Source organism: Thermomonas sp. LB-4 (genome assembly GCF_036409385.1).
Classification (GTDB): domain Bacteria; phylum Pseudomonadota; class Gammaproteobacteria; order Xanthomonadales; family Xanthomonadaceae; genus Thermomonas.
Window position 1 is genome coordinate 1 of record NZ_JAXOFT010000013.1, and the last position, 14,158, is coordinate 14,158.

Consider the following 14,158-nt stretch of genomic DNA (forward strand, 5'->3'; position numbering starts at 1 on the left):
CCCGCTCTGTGGCCCGAGATTGAAGCTTCAGAGTGTGTTGATCAGACCTTCCCTAGGGCGCCACGCCTCGCCCGATTCCCTGCATGTCCCTGCGCGCTCTCTTGCACCTGCTGCTGCATGCCGCCGTTCCCGCGCTGGTGGCGTGGGCGGTCTATCGCGGGTCGGGCAAGACCATCGGCTTCCGCCGCGCGTGGGGCTTGCTGCTGCTGGGCTGGCTGATCGACATCGACCACCTGCTGGCCGACCCCATCTACGCGCCGGGGCGGTGCAGCATCGGCTTCCACCCGCTGCACACCGCGCCGGCCATCGCCGTGTACGGTGCGCTGGCGGTGCCGCGCGCCACCCGGCTTGTGGGCATCGGCCTGCTGATCCATATCGCGCTGGATGCGCTGGACTGCCTGCTGATGCGGTGAGCGCAAACCGCACGGTTTCCGCCGCTTCCATGCGCGCCAGCCGCGGGCTCATCGATCGCGCCGCGCGGGCTCATCGATCGCGCCGCGCGGGCTCACCCGTGGTTTGCCGCCCGCTACACTGCCGCCTGGCTCAACACCACTGAAAGGAATCACCATGGCTTTCACCACCACCGCCTCCGGGCTGCAGTTCGAAGACGCCGTTGTTGGCAGCGGCGCCGAGGCCCGGCCCGGCCGCAACGTCACCGTGCACTACACCGGTTGGCTGTTCGAGAACGGCGAGCAGGGCGCGAAGTTCGATTCCAGCAAGGACCGCGGCGAGCCCTTCATCTTCCCGCTTGGCGGCGGCATGGTCATCCGCGGCTGGGACGAGGGCGTGCAGGGCATGAAGGAAGGCGGCACCCGCACCCTGATCATCCCGGCCAGCCTGGGCTACGGCGCGCGCGGCGCCGGCGGCGTGATCCCGCCGAACGCCACGCTGAAGTTCGAGGTGGAGCTGCTGGGCGCGTAAGCGCGACGGGGGCGATATGATTCGATGCGCCGCCCGCCTTCGCGGGCGGCGCCTTTCCGGGGGGAATGCACATGCGGATGACGGTGTGGGCCGCGCTGGCTTGCGGCTTCGTGGGGTGGACGGGCATGGCGCAGGCGGCGAAGCCTCCAGCCAAACCGCAGCTGGTGCGGTTCGACTTCAGCGCCACGGTGCAGGCCGACGGCACGCTGGCGGACATCCAGCCGGATGCGGCGCTGGCGGAAAACCTGCAGGCGATGGTCCGGCGCCGCGTCGCAACGTGGCGCTACACGCCCCTGCAATGGCAGGGCAAGCAGGTGGCGTCGCCGGTGTCGCAGTCCATCAAGCTGGAAATCGTGCCGGTGGCGGAAAGCAGCTTCGCCTTCCGCATCCTCGGGGTGGGCAAGCAGGAGAAACCCGCCCTGATCGTACGGCGGACGGAAAAAACGCCGATGTCGCCGCCGCGCTTCCCGCCCGAGCTGATGCGCAGCGGCGTCAATGCAGTGCTGGTGTATGCGGTGCTGTACGACGCGGCGGGCAAGCCGAGCGAGGTGGAACTGATGTATCCCGCCCAGGTCGACCGGGTGTACCAGCGCCTGGACGCGGCCTCGCGCGAAGCGATTGCGAAGTGGTCGGTGCCGCATACCTTCGAGGGCGCGCCGATTGCGTGCCGCGACAACGTGCCGATCACCTTCCAGACGGATTCCCTAACAAGTCAGCTGCAAGCGCCGCCGGAGGTTGCGGAGCTGTTTGACCGCTACACCGACATGTGTCCCGAAGCGAAGCTGGAAACGCCGGTGGCGGGCACGTTCCTGTAACGCCGACGGCGGGCCTCAGCCCGCGCGGAACCCTTCGCCGGGCGCCGTCGGCAGGGCCGGGATTTGCCCGGTCATGCGTGCGCCGGGCACCATGCCCCACCGGATGCCCATGCGGCGCAAGCGCGCCTCGACCACGCCCAGCGACGCCGCGGGCGTGGCCGCGATGATGGCGTCGTGGCGCTAGGCCCAGGCGGTAGCTAGCGCGAACAGGTCGCTGGCGCGCGCCTGCAGCGCGGGCATGTCCAGTTCCAGCGCGTCCAGCGCGGAGAGCTCGGCGTCCATGCCGTTGTCTTCGATGCAGTGGGTGCCGTGGTCCATCTGCGCGGCTCCGGTGGGCGATGGCGCTGTTTTCGTGCACGCGTTGTGCACGCGGCGTGAGCAAGGCCGCCCGCCAGACAGCTGCGGTTGGGATTGCGGCGCAGGCTGAATGCTTTGGCGCCGGCACGCGGCTGCTTCACCAGCTGCTCACGACAGCGCCGTTATCGCTGGGCCTCCACCCCCAAGGAGCACCCCCATGCGTCGATGGATCCTTGCCACCAGCCTGGCCCTGTATGCCTGCGTGGCCCATGCCGATGGCCTGCAGAACAAGTGGCGGCTGGAGGTCAGCGGCAATGCCGAAACCGCCGGCCAGATCGTGGTGCTGGTGTCGCCGGAAAAGGGCGAGCCGATCCGCGCCACCACCCAGGTGGCCGCCGGCCGCGCCGAGAACGACGTGGCGCGCGACATCAGCACCGCGCTGCAGATGGTGGCCAGCAACCGCTACAGCGTGGAAACGGACGACGGCGAGGACGTGCTGGTGAAGAAGCGCGAGGGCCAGCGCGATTTCGCGGTGACCGTGGTGGAAAACACCGTGCAGGGCGTGACCGTGGATATCGACGCCGAGTGACCCAGGCCCGCGCGAGGCAGGCCCGCGGGCGGCTCCGCGTCACGCCTGCGGGTGGGTGAAGGCAGGCGCCGCGGCCACCCGCCGCGCCACCGCGGGCGCTCAATCCCCGGCGGGATTGCGATGCACCTGCCCGCTCTGCTGCGGATGGACCAGGTCGTCCAGCGTGTAGCCCTGCGCACGCGCGTACTCCAGCCACGCCGCCTTGCTGGCGGCGTCCATCTTCGGCTGGCGGCGCAGCAGCCAAAGGTACTTGCGGTCGGGGTCGCCGACCAGCGCGGTCTGGTAGTCGTCGTCCACCCGCAGGATCCAGTAGTCGCCCTTGGCGAACGGGATCCAGCGCAGGCCCTCCGGCAGGAAGCTCACTTCCAGCCGCGCGTTGCTGGCATCGGTGGGCGTGGCCATGCCCGTCGACACTTCCACTTCGCCCTCCGCGTTGATGCAGGCGTTGACCACGCACACCGCGCCGCTTTCGTCGAACGAATAGGTGGCGGTGATGTCGCGGGCGGTGGCGTCCTCGTGGCGCATCGGCTTGCGCGCGATCTCGTACCAGGTGCCCAGGTAGCGTTGCAGGTCGACATGGGCGGCGGTGGTCGGGGTGGGCGTCATGCGGGTGTCCGGCGTCGGGGGAAGCCGGAGCATGGCCGCGCGCAAGCGGGCATCACGTGAAGAGGCCGACGCGCGGCCGCAACCCGTTGCGCTTGTCGGCGCTCAGTGAGCCTGCAGCTGCGCGGTGATCGCGCAGTGGTCGCTGAGCGGGGGGCCGGCGTAGGTCTTCTCTTCGAAGCCGAGCAGGTCGCCGCTGGCGCGGCGGTCCAGCACGATGTAGTCGATGAAGTCGCGGTAGCGGGGATTGCAGCGTGCCTGCCGCTCGCCGGAAGCGCGGGCGAGGTCGGCGTTGGCGGGGCTGGCGTCGTCCCAGTCGGTCCACACCGCGTCGCCCGGCAGGGCCAGGCGGCGGTTGAAGTCGCCCAGCACTGCGAAGCGCAGGCGTTCGCCGGCGCGCTGGTCGATCCACTGCTCCAGCACCGGCACCTGCTGGAACAGCACCGGGCAGGCCTCGCGCTGGTTGCCGTTGTTGCAGCCGGCCTTCAGGTGCACCGACAGCAGCCGGATCGGCGCGCCGCCGGCCGGGCGCACGATCACGTCCACGCCGGAGCGCAGGTCGGGGTTGCCAAGCTGCAGCGCGGTGAAGTCCGCCTGCCGCTCGAAGGCCACGCCCTTGCGGATCGCGAAGCCGGTGCGCTGCGGGTTGATGGTCAGGCCCGGCTGGCCGCCGCATTCGCCCCTGCGCCCGCTGCCCACGCGCTGCTCGATCTCGACGGTGTAGCGCGCCGGGTCGAACACGCGCTCGGCGGCGGCGCGCGACTCCACTTCCTGGAAGGCGATCACGTCCGCGTCCAGCGCCTCTGCGTAGGCGCGCATCGCGGCGTAGTCGGCGTCGCTGCGCGGCCGGCAGCCGGAACCGTTGCGTTCGGCCAGGTGTTCCATGTTCCAGCTGGCCAGCGTGAGCGTGGCGGCGGGCGCGGCGGGCCGTTCGCGCGGGGCGGTGCAGGCGCCGGCGAGCAGGCAGAGGGCGGCGATCAGGGCAGTGCGATTCATCCGCGTAGTAGAGCATGCCGATGCGTGCGGCAGAACGTGACTGCCCGCACTTTACCGGCGCCGCCACGCCGTGGCGGTACGGAGGGGGATGGCGCGACAGCACCGTTTGCGCGCGGGCGCAAGAGGCGTTGGTTGCCCCCGCCCGCGCCGCCGTGACCGCTAGACTCCGGGCTCATTCCCTGAGCCGAGAGCGTCCCATGTCCCTTGTCCGGCGCGTGCGTGTTGCCCTGGTCGCCGCGGTCTTGGCGGCTTCCGCCGCGCAGGCGGGTACGCCCCCGCCGCCGGGCGAGCAGGCGCAGTGGCTGTCCAGCATTTCCGCCGACGCGATGCGCGGGCACCTGTCGTTCCTCGCCTCCGACGCGCTGGAGGGCCGCGGCACGCCGTCGCGCGGGCTGGACATCGCCGCCGAATACATCGCCGCGCAGTTCCGCGCCGCCGGGCTGGAGCCGCTGGGCGACGACGGCTACTTCCAGACCGCGGACTGGCGCGAGATCGCACCGGCCCGGGTGCGCGCGAAGTACGCCGATGCGCCGGCGCCGCTGCCGGTGCGTAACGTGGTGGGCCTGCTGCGCGGTTCCGATCCGGAACTGTCGAAGACCTACGTGCTGGTGACCGCGCACTACGACCATCTGGGCGTGCGCGAGGGCAAGGGCGACGACGCGATCTACAACGGCGCCAACGACGACGGCAGCGGCACGGTGTCGGTGCTGGAGCTGGCGCGCGCGTTCGCCGCGCAGAAGGTGCGGCCCCGGCGCAGCATCGTGTTCATGACCGTGTTCGGCGAGGAGCACGGCCTGGTGGGCTCGCGCTACTACGGCGCGCATCCGCTGGTGCCGGTGGCCGACACCGTGGCCAACATCAACCTGGAACAGGTCGGCCGCACCGACGACAGCGAAGGCCCGCAGGTGCGCGCCGCCGCGGTCACCGGCGCCGACTACTCCGACGTGGGCGAGGTGCTGCGCAAGGCCGGCGAGCTGACCGGCACCCGCATCACCAGGCACCCGGTCAACAGCGACCGCTACTTCGCCCACAGCGACAACCAGGCGCTGGCCGACCTCGGCGTACCCGCGCACACCGTCAGCGTGGCGTATGCGTTCCCGGACTACCACGGCGCCGCCGACACCTGGGACAAGATCGACTACGACAACATGGCCGCGATCAACCGCACGGTGGCGCTGGCGCTGCAGACCATCGCCAACGACCCGCAGGCGCCGCGCTGGAATGCCGCCAATCCGAAGACCGCCAAGTACGTGGAAGCGGCGCGTAAGCTGAAGCCGTGATGCCTGCCGGCGCCGGGTGGCCAGCGCGTTCACTGCGGCGGAACGCGCGCCCGGCCAGCATGGGCGCGAGCCCCGCGCGAGGTGCCGCTGCCATGGTCCGTTCCGTGCTGCTGTCGCTTGCCCTGATCTCCGGCGTCGGTGCCGCCGCCGCGCAGGAAGCCGCGTTGCCCAACGCCCCGGTGCCGGCGCTGGACCTGCACCGCTACGCCGGCACCTGGCACGAGATCGCGCACCTGCCGCTGTTCTTCCAGCGCCGCTGCGCGGCGAACACCACCGCCACCTACACGCCGCGGCCGGACGGGCGGCTGGTGGTGCGCAATGCCTGCGACACGCGCGAGGCCAGGCGGCTGGTGTCTGAGGGCGTGGCGCGGCCGGTGGCGGGGCAGCCCGGTGCGCTGCAGGTGCGGTTCGCGCCGGCCTGGCTGGGCTGGCTGCCGATGGTGTGGGCGGACTATTGGGTGGTCGAGCTGGATCCCGACTACCGCTGGGCGGTGGTCGGCGGGCCGTCGCGCCAGTACCTGTGGATCCTTTCGCGCACCCCGACCATGCCGCGCGCGCAGTTCGACGCCCTGCGCGATCGCGCGGCGCGCCGCGGTTATCCGGTCGAGCGCCTGATCCAGGCCGGCCGGACGGTGGAATGAGGCGATGAACCTGCTGGCGTTCCAGGACATCGACTGCCCGTACTGCGGCGAGCCGATCACGCTGGCGCTGGACGCCAGCGCGGGCGCCCAGCGCTACATCGAGGACTGCGCGGTCTGCTGCCGCCCGATCACGGTGGTGCTGGACGTGGAGGACGACGGCACCGTCGCGGTGGCCGGCTACGCGCAGGACGAGGCCTGACGTCCCGCGGCGGTGCCGTGTGGCGCGTCGCCATGCGATTAAAAAAACACGGGCGGCCGAAGCCGCCCGCGTGGGGAGTCCACCCGGCTGCAGCGCTTACTGCGGCATCAGCACGCTGTCGATCACGTGCACCACGCCGTTGCTCTGGCGCAGGTCGGCCGCGACCACCTTGGCGGTGCCGCCCTTGGCATCGGTCAGCACGATGCCGCCCTTGCCGTCGGCGGTGGCGGTGAGGGTGCCGCCCTGCACGGTGGTGAGGGTGGCGCTGCCGCCATTGGCCTGGATCTGCTTCGCCAGGGCGGCGGCGTCCACATTGCCGGCCACCACGTGGTAGGTCAGCACGCCGGCCAGCGCGGGCTTGGCCTCCGGCTTCAGCAGGCCCTCCACCGCGCCCGCGGGCAGCTTGCCGAAGGCGTCGTTGGTGGGCGCGAACACGGTGAACGGACCGGCGCCCTGCAGCGTGCCGACCAGATCGGCAGCCTTCACCGCGGCGACCAGGGTGCTCAGGCTGGGGGTGGCGACGGCGGCAGCCACGATGTCCGTGCTGGCCTTCGCCCCGGCGTTGGCGACGACGGGCGAGGCGGCATGACCGGGGGCGCTGCAGAGGGCCAGGGCCAGCGCACCGGCAACGGCGAAGGGCAGGGTCGACTTCATCGGGGTTCTCCAGAAAGTGGGGGAGTGCAGGCGCAGGCCGCAGGCGCGGATGCGTTGCAGGGCCTGATACGCGGCGCGCGCGCGGGCGGATGCAGCGATCGCCCTGCATCCGCCTGAAACGTCGCCGTGGCGCGCTTAGCGCGCTTCCACCGGGCTCGGGTTAAGGCGCCGTCGACGTTCATCTTGCATCGCTGCAGCTATTCAGCGTGCCTGGCTAAGGTGGGGCATGTCCGTCGCGCCCTGCGTGCCGGCATTGATCCGTTTTGATCCCCCGCAGAACAGGAAAGAGGATTCGTCATGCGCAAGCTCAACCACACCACCCTGCTGTTCCCGCTCGCCGCCGCGTTCGCGCTGTCGTCGCCGGCCGCGTTCGCCCAGAGCCACGGCGCCGGCGTGAATGCCACCGCCGCGGCGCGCGTACCCGCCCAGCTGCCGGCGCAGGCGTCGGCCGGCATGGAGATGCACGCCATGCAGCGCGCCGAGCCGCAGCAGCGGGTCGAACCGCAGAAGACCATCCCGGCGATCCCGGCGACGCCGGCCACCCCGGCGGTGCCGGCATCGCAGTCCCAGGATGGCCAGTCCCAGCGCACCGAACCGGCCACTCCGGCCGCGCCCGCCCAGCCGGCGGCGAACGCTGGCGATGGCAGGGAAGGCAAGAAGGACTGGCAGGCGCTGGACACCGACGGCAACGGCAGCCTGAGCATGTCGGAGGCGGCATCGCTGGACAGCCTGGCCAAGGTGTTCGGCCAGGCCGATGCCGACGGCAACGGCGAGCTGACCGGCGAGGAGTACAAGACCTGGTGGGCCGCCAACGCCGGCGCCAAGGCCGGCAAGCACTGAGTTGGGCGGCGGTCTGTCCGGTGTTGCAGGCGCACGCAAGTGCCGGACAGCTGCCGCAAACACTGGAGCGGGCCGGTGGCTCCCCGGCTTGCTCCTTCTTCTTTCCGGTCCGCATGCAAACCGCTTTGGGTTGCCCGGGTCGCGCATAACGGGCGCCCCGGCCAACCGGTGGCCGGGGCGCCCGCCCCCGTTCCACGCCAGATGGCTCAGTCTTCGCGCGGCAGCACGGTGAGTACGCGCTCCACGAACGCCGCGTATTCCTGCATGTACTTGCGCAGGAAATCGGCGGTGCCGGCGTTGCTCACGTTGCCGTCGTCGTCGATCAGGCCAGGGGTGAACTGGATATAGGCTTCCATGGTGTTCATCAGCGGCGAATTGCAGAAGCACAGCACGCCGCGCAACTGTTGTTGCGCCACCGCGGTACCGATCGAGCCGGGGGAGGTGCCGACCACGCCGGAGGGTTTGCGGTTGAACGAGTTCTGGCCCCACGGGCGGCTGGCCCAGTCGATCGCGTTCTTCAGCGCGCCGGGGATCGAACGGTTGTATTCGGGAGTGACGAACAGCACCGCATCCACCCCGGCGATCGCCTGCTTGAAGCGGCGTGCCACTTCCGGGTAGTCGGCGTCGTAGTCGTAGCTGTACAGCGGCAGCTCGCCGATGGCGATCTCCTGCAGCGCCAGTTCCGGCGGCGCCAGCTTTACCAGCGCCTTCGCCAGCTTGCGGTTGATCGACGCCTTCGCCAGGCTGCCGACCAGGTAACCGACCTTGAACGTTTTCATCACACCACTCCCGCGGGACGGAGTGCGCACGTTGGCACCCGATCCGTTACGCGGCGGTCATGGGCGGCCCGGCTGCGCCGGTGCGCTCAGGTGGCGGCGAAAAACCCCGCGAACGCCTCCACGGTGCGGCCGATGTCGTCGTCGTCCACGTCCAGGTGGGTGACCAGCCGCAGGGTCGGGAGATAGCCGATGCTGATCCGGATGCCGGCCTGGCGCAGGTGGGCGTCCAGCGCGCGCAACCGCTCTGCCGGCACGTCGATGAAGACCATGTTGGTGTGCTGGCCGAGCAGCCGGATGCCATCGACGGTGGCCAGCGCGCTGGCCAGCCGCGCCGCGCGGGCGTGGTCGTCGGCAAGCCGGTCGACGTGGTGATCCAGCGCGTGCAGGCAGGCCGCCGCCAGCATCCCGGCCTGGCGCCAGCCGCCGCCGCAGACCTTGCGCCAGCGCCGCGCCTTGTCGATCAGCGCCTGCGGGCCCACCAGCACCGAACCCACCGGCGCGCCCAGGCCCTTCGACAGGCACACCGAGACGGTGTCGAAATGGCGCGCGATCGCGCGTGCCGGCACCGCGCAGGCCACCGCCGCGTTGAACAGGCGCGCACCATCGAGGTGGTAGCCCAGCCCGCGTTCGCGCGCGAATTCGCCGGCTTGGCGCAAGTAGTCCAGCGGCAGCGGGCGTCCGTGCCAGGTGTTTTCCAGCGCCAGCAGGCGGGTGCGCGCGAAGTGCGGGTCGATCGGCTTGATTGCCGCCGCCAGCCGGTCCAGCGGCAGGCTGCCGTCTTCGGCCTGCACGATCGGCTGCGGCTGGATCGAGCCCAGCACCGCCGCGCCGCCGCCTTCGAACTTGTAGGTGTGCGCGTCCATGCCGACGAGGTATTCGTCGCCGCGTTCGCAGTGCGCCAGCAGCGCCAGCAGGTTCGACTGCGTGCCGGTGGGCACGAACAGCGCGGCCTCGAAGCCGAGATCTTCCGCCAACCGCTGCTGCAGCGCGTTGACCGTCGGGTCTTCGCCGTAGACGTCATCGCCTACCGCTGCCGCATGCATCGCGTCGCGCATGGCTGCGCCGGGCCTGGTCACCGTATCGCTGCGCAGGTCGATCACCTTCATGTCCATTCCTTCACCACGGGCGGGGCGCGATCGCAGGGTCGCGGCGGGTCCTGACAGGGTAGAAGCAAATGCGCCGGCCGGGGGCTAGACCGCTTCCGGGGTGGCGTGGTTAAGCCCGCGTGGAGGTTCAGGTTCCGCGCCGGAATGCGTTCAGACCGCGCCCGTAAGGTGGCATGGCGGCTGCAGGAGCGGCCGCGGCAACCCATCCGTTTTGATCCCCCGCAGAACGAGGAACCCCCGATGATGCATACCCCCAGAATCTCCCTGCTGTTGGCCACCGCGTTCACCGTGGCCATCGCCGCACCGGTGGCGTTCGCACAGGACGCCCAGGCGCAGCAGGCGCCGCCGCAGCAGGCCACCCAACCCCCCGCGCAGTCCGCGCAGGACGTCGAACCGGCGAAGAAGAGCTGGGGCGAACTGGATGCGGATGGCAACGGCATCCTTACCGTCGGCGAAGCCGCCGCGCTGCAGAGCCTGGCCAAGGCGTTCGGGCAGGCCGACGCCGACGGCAATGGCGAGCTGACCCAGGACGAGTACCAGGCCTGGCTGTCCAGCAACGGCAACAAGGACGTGCCCAAGCAGTGACGCACCGCATGGCCCAGGCAACACGCGCGTCCTGATCGTCCGCCGGCACGCCTCCCCCACGGCGCTGCACGGCGCTCCGGGAACAACAAGAATCGCACGCAAGGATGCGTCGGGCAGGACGCGGTTGTGGCACGGAGGGCGGCGCAAGCCGCCCTCCGTTTTGTTCCGGTCATGATCGGATGCGGTCGCGCCATGCGACACCCGGCTCGCGTCTCGCATCACGTGTAGTGCGATGTGCGATGCGCGATGTGCGATGTGCGACATGCGACATGCGATATGCGATTTGCGATTTGCGATTTGCGATGCGCGATGCGCGATACGCGATGCGCGTTTCGCGAGGCCAACCGGCAGCTTCGGCCTTGTACGCCGATCCCCGATATGCGCTCTGTCGTGGCTCCGCCACTGCACGACTGGTCGTGAGGTTCCGCGCCGGTGGGCGCGAAGTCGCGGTTGGAGTGATCGGTGATGCACCAGACATCAGCGGAGAGCGGAACCATTCGCATCGGGCCAGCATGTGTCCGCGGCGGCGTAAAATCACGCGCTCTGCCGCTATCGATTGCTGCCTCATGACCACGCTGCCGCCCTGCCCAAAGTGCAACTCCGAATACAGCTACCAGGATGGTGCGCAGCTGGTGTGCCCGGAGTGCGGGCACGAGTGGGTGCCCGGCGATATCGAGGCGGGCGACGAAGCCAAGGTGGTCAAGGACGCCGTGGGCAACGTGCTGGCCGATGGCGACACCGTCACCGTCATCAAGGACCTGAAGGTGAAGGGCTCGTCGCTGGTGGTGAAGGTGGGCACCAAGGTGCGCAACATCCGCCTGGTCGATGGCGATCACGACATCGACTGCAAGATCGACGGCATCGGCCAGATGGGCCTGAAGTCGGAGTTCGTGAAGAAGGCCTGAGCCGCCGGCGCCGGTTTGATCTGGGTCAGCCGCGGCGGCATTCGCCGCCCGCCGGCGTTTGCCGCGCAGATAATCGGTACCGAAAAAGTACTGATTGATTTCGAGGCGAACCCCAGATGGACATCCAGCGCTACTACCACGACCACGCGCAGATCTTCCGCCAGATCGACACCCTGCGCGAGCTGTCGCGCGCCGGCGTGCGCGAGAACGCGGTGCGGATCAGCGAGATCATCACCGGCACCGCCAGCCACATCAAATTCCACCTGGCGGCCGAAGATCGCGTGCTGTATCCCGCGCTGTCGCGCTCCGGCGACCCGCAGGTGGCGGCGATGAGCGCGCGCTACCGCGGCGAGATGCAGGGCATCGCCAGCGCGTTCGCGGCGTTCGTCGCGCAGTGGCGGGTGCCCTCGCGGCTGGTGGCGGACCCGGACGGGTTCCGGCGCGACGCCAATACCGTGTTGCGCGCGCTGTTCGACCGCCTGCAGCGCGAAAGCGTCGAGCTGTACCCGGCCGCCGAAGCGGTCTGAGCGCGGCGGCGCAGGCCGCTGCCACGGGTGCGGCCTGCATGCCTGGCCGCGTGCAGGGCGGGCGCGGCACGCTGCGGCAGGCGGGTCTTGTCCTCGCCCGGCCGGTGGCGGCGGAGGCGCCGCATCCTGGCGATCGGCGGAAAGCCGAGTGCGTCACACCACCAGGGCGGCCCGCAACGGGGTGCCGTCCCAACGGGCACGACCGCCCAGTGCCGCCAGTTCCATCAGCACGCTGGCGCCGACGAGGTCCACCTGCAGCCGCAACGCCAGCTCGCGTGCCGCCAGCAGGGTGCCGCCGGTGGCCAGCACGTCGTCGACCAGCAGCACGCGCGCGCCCCTTGCCACCGCGCCGGTCTGCACCTGCAGGACATCTTCGCCGTACTCCAGCGCATACCGTGCCTCCAGCACCGGGCCCGGCAGCTTGCCCGGCTTGCGCAGCGGCACCAGGCCGGTGCCCAGCGCCCGTGCCAGCGGTGCGCCGAACAGGAAGCCGCGCGATTCGATCGCCATCACCGCGTCGATGGGCACGTCGCGCCAGGGTGCTGCCAGCGCGTCGATCACCGCGGCGAAGGCATCGGCATCGGCCAGCACCGGCATGATGTCCTTGAACAGCACGCCGGGCCTGGGGAAGTCGTGGATGTCGCGGATCAGGCGGGTCCAGTCGGTCATGGGCGGATGCGGGAATGGGAGGCCCTTCATTCTGCATGCCTGGCCGGATCCGTAGAATGCGGCGATGGAAAATGCATCCCGCGGCGGCATCGCCCTGGTCGGTTTCGATGCCGACGACACCCTCTGGCGCAGCCAGGACTATTTCGACGAAGCGCAGGCGCAGTTCGAACGCATCATCTCCCGCTACGTCGACCTGGCCGACGTCGGCCGGCGCCTGTACGGATACGAGGCCCGCAATCTCGCCTTCTTCGGCTACGGCGTGAAGGGCATGGCGCTGTCGATGGTGGAGGCCGCGGTGGAGATCACCGACGAGCGCATCGCCGCCACCGACATCAAGCGCATCGTGGCGCTGGCGAAGGAGCTGCTGCGGCATCCGGTGGAGCTGCTGGACGGCGTGCGCGAGGCGGTGGAAGCGGTGGCGGCGCGGTATCCGGTGGTGCTGATCACCAAGGGCGACCTGTTCCACCAGGAGGCCAAGGTCCGCGAGTCCGGCCTGGCCGACCGGTTCCGCCGCATCGAGATCGTCAGCGAGAAGGATCCGGCCACCTACGCGCGGCTGCTGGAGGAGTTCGGCGTGCCCGCGCGCCGCTTCCTGATGGTGGGCAACTCGCTGCGCTCGGACATCGCGCCGGTGCTGGAGCTGGGCGGCTGGGGCGTGCACGTGCCCTATCACCGGACCTGGATGCACGAAGCCGAGGTGCCGTCCATTCCGGGACGCGCGCGGATGCGCGAGGTCGCCGCCATCGACCGGTTGGCGCAGGCGGTGGTGGAGCTCGACACGCTGGCGTCGGCGGCAGAACAGAACAAGGGAGTGGATGCATGATCGATCTGACCGGCCGTACCGCCATCGTGACCGGCGCGGGCGCTGGCCTGGGCCGCGCGCACGCACTGCTGCTGGCGCAGCGCGGGGCCAGGGTGGTGGTGAACGATCTCGGCGACGCTGCCGATGCGGTGGCCGAGGAAATCCGCGCCGCCGGCGGCCAGGCGCGAGCGGCGAAGTGCTCGGTGGTCGATGCGGTGGCGGTGCAGGCGATGGCGGATGAAACGCTGGCCGACTGGGGCGGCATCGACATCCTGGTCAACAACGCCGGCATCCTGCGCGACAAGAGTTTCGCCAAGATGGCGCTGGCCGACTTCAGGCTGGTGCTGGAAGTGCACGTGATGGGCGCCGTCCACTGCACGCAGGCGGTGTGGAACCACATGCGCGAGCGCAACTACGGCCGCATCGTGATGACCACCTCCTGCAGCGGCCTGTACGGCAACTTCGGCCAGGCCAATTACGCAGCGGCCAAGATGGCGCTGGTAGGGCTGATGCAGACGCTGGGCATCGAGGGCGCCAAGCACGACATCCGGGTCAACTGCCTGGCGCCCACCGGCGCCACCCGCATGATGGAAGGCATCCTGCCGCCGGAGCAGCTGGCCCGGTTCAAGCCGGAGCTGGTCAGCCCGGCGGTGCTGGCGCTGGTGGCCGAGAACGCCCCCAACCGCGCCATCCTCAGTGCCGGCGCCGGCGGTTTCGAACTGGCCTACGTGGCGCTGACCCGGGGCATCCACCTGGGCGAAGCGGCCAGCGCGGAGGCCATCCTCCAGCGCTGGGTGGAGCTGAGCAGCCGCGAAGGCGACTTCGTGCCGGCGCAGGGGTTCGACCAGGCCCGGCACGAGCTGCACAAGGCCGGCTTCGGCGGCGATTGATGAACGGCGCCCGCCCGAGCCGGCGCATTTTCATAACGCGTTCACTGCCGCGGTAGACAC

20 protein-coding genes are annotated in these 14,158 nt (G+C 70.3%); 13 read left to right on the plus strand and 7 right to left on the minus strand.

All coding sequences use genetic code 11. From position 1 onward, the window contains the following. Window positions 1–83: 83 nt before the first annotated feature. From SPK54_RS09470 to SPK54_RS09480, 3 genes are all read left to right on the plus strand, one after another. On the plus strand, window positions 84–413 hold the full coding sequence (locus tag SPK54_RS09470) for a DUF6122 family protein (RefSeq protein WP_330947656.1): 330 nt from the start codon (window positions 84–86) through the stop codon (window positions 411–413). A gap of 154 nt (window positions 414–567) precedes the next feature. Next, on the plus strand, window positions 568–921 hold the full coding sequence (locus tag SPK54_RS09475) for an FKBP-type peptidyl-prolyl cis-trans isomerase (protein WP_330947657.1): 354 nt from the start codon (window positions 568–570) through the stop codon (window positions 919–921). Window positions 922–992: 71 nt separating this feature from the next. Further along, window positions 993–1,736 carry a hypothetical protein gene (locus SPK54_RS09480; protein WP_330947658.1) on the plus strand — a complete coding sequence of 248 codons (744 nt, stop codon included), beginning with the start codon at window positions 993–995 and terminating at the stop codon, window positions 1,734–1,736. A gap of 180 nt (window positions 1,737–1,916) precedes the next feature. Here the strand turns inward: SPK54_RS09480 and SPK54_RS09485 are convergent, their stop codons facing one another. Continuing rightward, the gene (locus tag SPK54_RS09485; protein WP_330947659.1) at window positions 1,917–2,054 is read right to left on the minus strand and encodes a hypothetical protein; all 138 of its coding nucleotides are present in this window, start codon (window positions 2,052–2,054) and stop codon (window positions 1,917–1,919) included. A gap of 196 nt (window positions 2,055–2,250) precedes the next feature. Here SPK54_RS09485 and SPK54_RS09490 point away from each other — a divergent pair, with 196 nt between their 5' ends. Further along, window positions 2,251–2,622 (plus strand): hypothetical protein, encoded by a 372-nt coding sequence (locus tag SPK54_RS09490; protein WP_330947660.1) that lies wholly within the window; start codon window positions 2,251–2,253, stop codon window positions 2,620–2,622. A 99-nt stretch (window positions 2,623–2,721) separates the two neighbouring features. Here SPK54_RS09490 and SPK54_RS09495 read toward each other — a convergent pair whose 3' ends face one another. Next, complete coding sequence (locus SPK54_RS09495) at window positions 2,722–3,228, minus strand: lipocalin family protein (protein WP_330947661.1); 507 nt, start codon at window positions 3,226–3,228, stop codon at window positions 2,722–2,724. Window positions 3,229–3,330: 102 nt separating this feature from the next. Further along, window positions 3,331–4,221 (minus strand): endonuclease/exonuclease/phosphatase family protein, encoded by an 891-nt coding sequence (locus tag SPK54_RS09500; protein ID WP_330947662.1) that lies wholly within the window; start codon window positions 4,219–4,221, stop codon window positions 3,331–3,333. Between the two features lie 197 nt (window positions 4,222–4,418). Between SPK54_RS09500 and SPK54_RS09505 the strand changes: the two genes are divergently transcribed. The 3 genes from SPK54_RS09505 (at window position 4,419) to SPK54_RS09515 (ending at window position 6,341) form a co-directional block, all read left to right on the plus strand. Further along, window positions 4,419–5,501 (plus strand): M28 family peptidase, encoded by a 1,083-nt coding sequence (locus SPK54_RS09505; protein ID WP_330947663.1) that lies wholly within the window; start codon window positions 4,419–4,421, stop codon window positions 5,499–5,501. A gap of 92 nt (window positions 5,502–5,593) precedes the next feature. Further along, the gene (locus SPK54_RS09510; RefSeq protein WP_330947664.1) at window positions 5,594–6,142 is read left to right on the plus strand and encodes a lipocalin family protein; all 549 of its coding nucleotides are present in this window, start codon (window positions 5,594–5,596) and stop codon (window positions 6,140–6,142) included. A gap of 4 nt (window positions 6,143–6,146) precedes the next feature. After that, window positions 6,147–6,341, plus strand: coding sequence for a CPXCG motif-containing cysteine-rich protein (locus SPK54_RS09515; protein ID WP_330947665.1), 195 nt, complete (start codon window positions 6,147–6,149; stop codon window positions 6,339–6,341). A gap of 96 nt (window positions 6,342–6,437) precedes the next feature. On the opposite strand, the gene SPK54_RS09520 is transcribed toward SPK54_RS09515, so the two are convergent. Beyond that, window positions 6,438–6,995, minus strand: a complete 558-nt coding sequence (locus tag SPK54_RS09520) for a fasciclin domain-containing protein (RefSeq protein ID WP_330947666.1) — start codon at window positions 6,993–6,995, stop codon at window positions 6,438–6,440. A gap of 297 nt (window positions 6,996–7,292) precedes the next feature. On the opposite strand from SPK54_RS09520, the gene SPK54_RS09525 reads away from it, so the two are divergent. Further along, window positions 7,293–7,835, plus strand: a complete 543-nt coding sequence (locus tag SPK54_RS09525; RefSeq protein ID WP_330947667.1) for a hypothetical protein — start codon at window positions 7,293–7,295, stop codon at window positions 7,833–7,835. Window positions 7,836–8,041: 206 nt separating this feature from the next. On the opposite strand, the gene SPK54_RS09530 is transcribed toward SPK54_RS09525, so the two are convergent. After that, window positions 8,042–8,614, minus strand: coding sequence for an NADPH-dependent FMN reductase (locus SPK54_RS09530; protein ID WP_330947668.1), 573 nt, complete (start codon window positions 8,612–8,614; stop codon window positions 8,042–8,044). 86 nt (window positions 8,615–8,700) lie between these two features. Then, window positions 8,701–9,720, minus strand: a complete 1,020-nt coding sequence (ltaE, locus tag SPK54_RS09535; protein WP_330947669.1) for a low-specificity L-threonine aldolase — start codon at window positions 9,718–9,720, stop codon at window positions 8,701–8,703. A gap of 243 nt (window positions 9,721–9,963) precedes the next feature. On the opposite strand from ltaE, the gene SPK54_RS09540 reads away from it, so the two are divergent. The 3 genes from SPK54_RS09540 to SPK54_RS09550 all read left to right on the plus strand — a co-directional run bounded on the left by SPK54_RS09540 (window position 9,964) and on the right by SPK54_RS09550 (window position 11,737). After that, a complete protein-coding gene (locus SPK54_RS09540; protein WP_330947670.1) occupies window positions 9,964–10,305 on the plus strand; it encodes an EF-hand domain-containing protein in 342 nt (113 codons plus the stop codon). A gap of 566 nt (window positions 10,306–10,871) precedes the next feature. Beyond that, on the plus strand, window positions 10,872–11,210 hold the full coding sequence (locus tag SPK54_RS09545) for a zinc ribbon domain-containing protein YjdM (RefSeq protein WP_330947671.1): 339 nt from the start codon (window positions 10,872–10,874) through the stop codon (window positions 11,208–11,210). A gap of 116 nt (window positions 11,211–11,326) precedes the next feature. After that, window positions 11,327–11,737 carry a hemerythrin domain-containing protein gene (locus SPK54_RS09550; RefSeq protein WP_330947672.1) on the plus strand — a complete coding sequence of 137 codons (411 nt, stop codon included), beginning with the start codon at window positions 11,327–11,329 and terminating at the stop codon, window positions 11,735–11,737. Window positions 11,738–11,890: 153 nt separating this feature from the next. On the opposite strand, the gene SPK54_RS09555 is transcribed toward SPK54_RS09550, so the two are convergent. After that, the gene (locus SPK54_RS09555; RefSeq protein ID WP_330947673.1) at window positions 11,891–12,406 is read right to left on the minus strand and encodes an adenine phosphoribosyltransferase; all 516 of its coding nucleotides are present in this window, start codon (window positions 12,404–12,406) and stop codon (window positions 11,891–11,893) included. A 64-nt stretch (window positions 12,407–12,470) separates the two neighbouring features. Between SPK54_RS09555 and SPK54_RS09560 the strand changes: the two genes are divergently transcribed. Together SPK54_RS09560 and SPK54_RS09565 are read left to right on the plus strand one after the other, a co-directional pair. Further along, a complete protein-coding gene (locus SPK54_RS09560; protein ID WP_330947674.1) occupies window positions 12,471–13,229 on the plus strand; it encodes an HAD family hydrolase in 759 nt (252 codons plus the stop codon). Beyond that, entirely contained in the window at window positions 13,226–14,098 is an 873-nt protein-coding gene (locus tag SPK54_RS09565) for an SDR family NAD(P)-dependent oxidoreductase (protein WP_330947675.1), read from the plus strand. The genes SPK54_RS09560 and SPK54_RS09565 overlap by 4 nt, the downstream gene beginning before the upstream one ends. Window positions 14,099–14,158 lie beyond the last annotated feature (60 nt).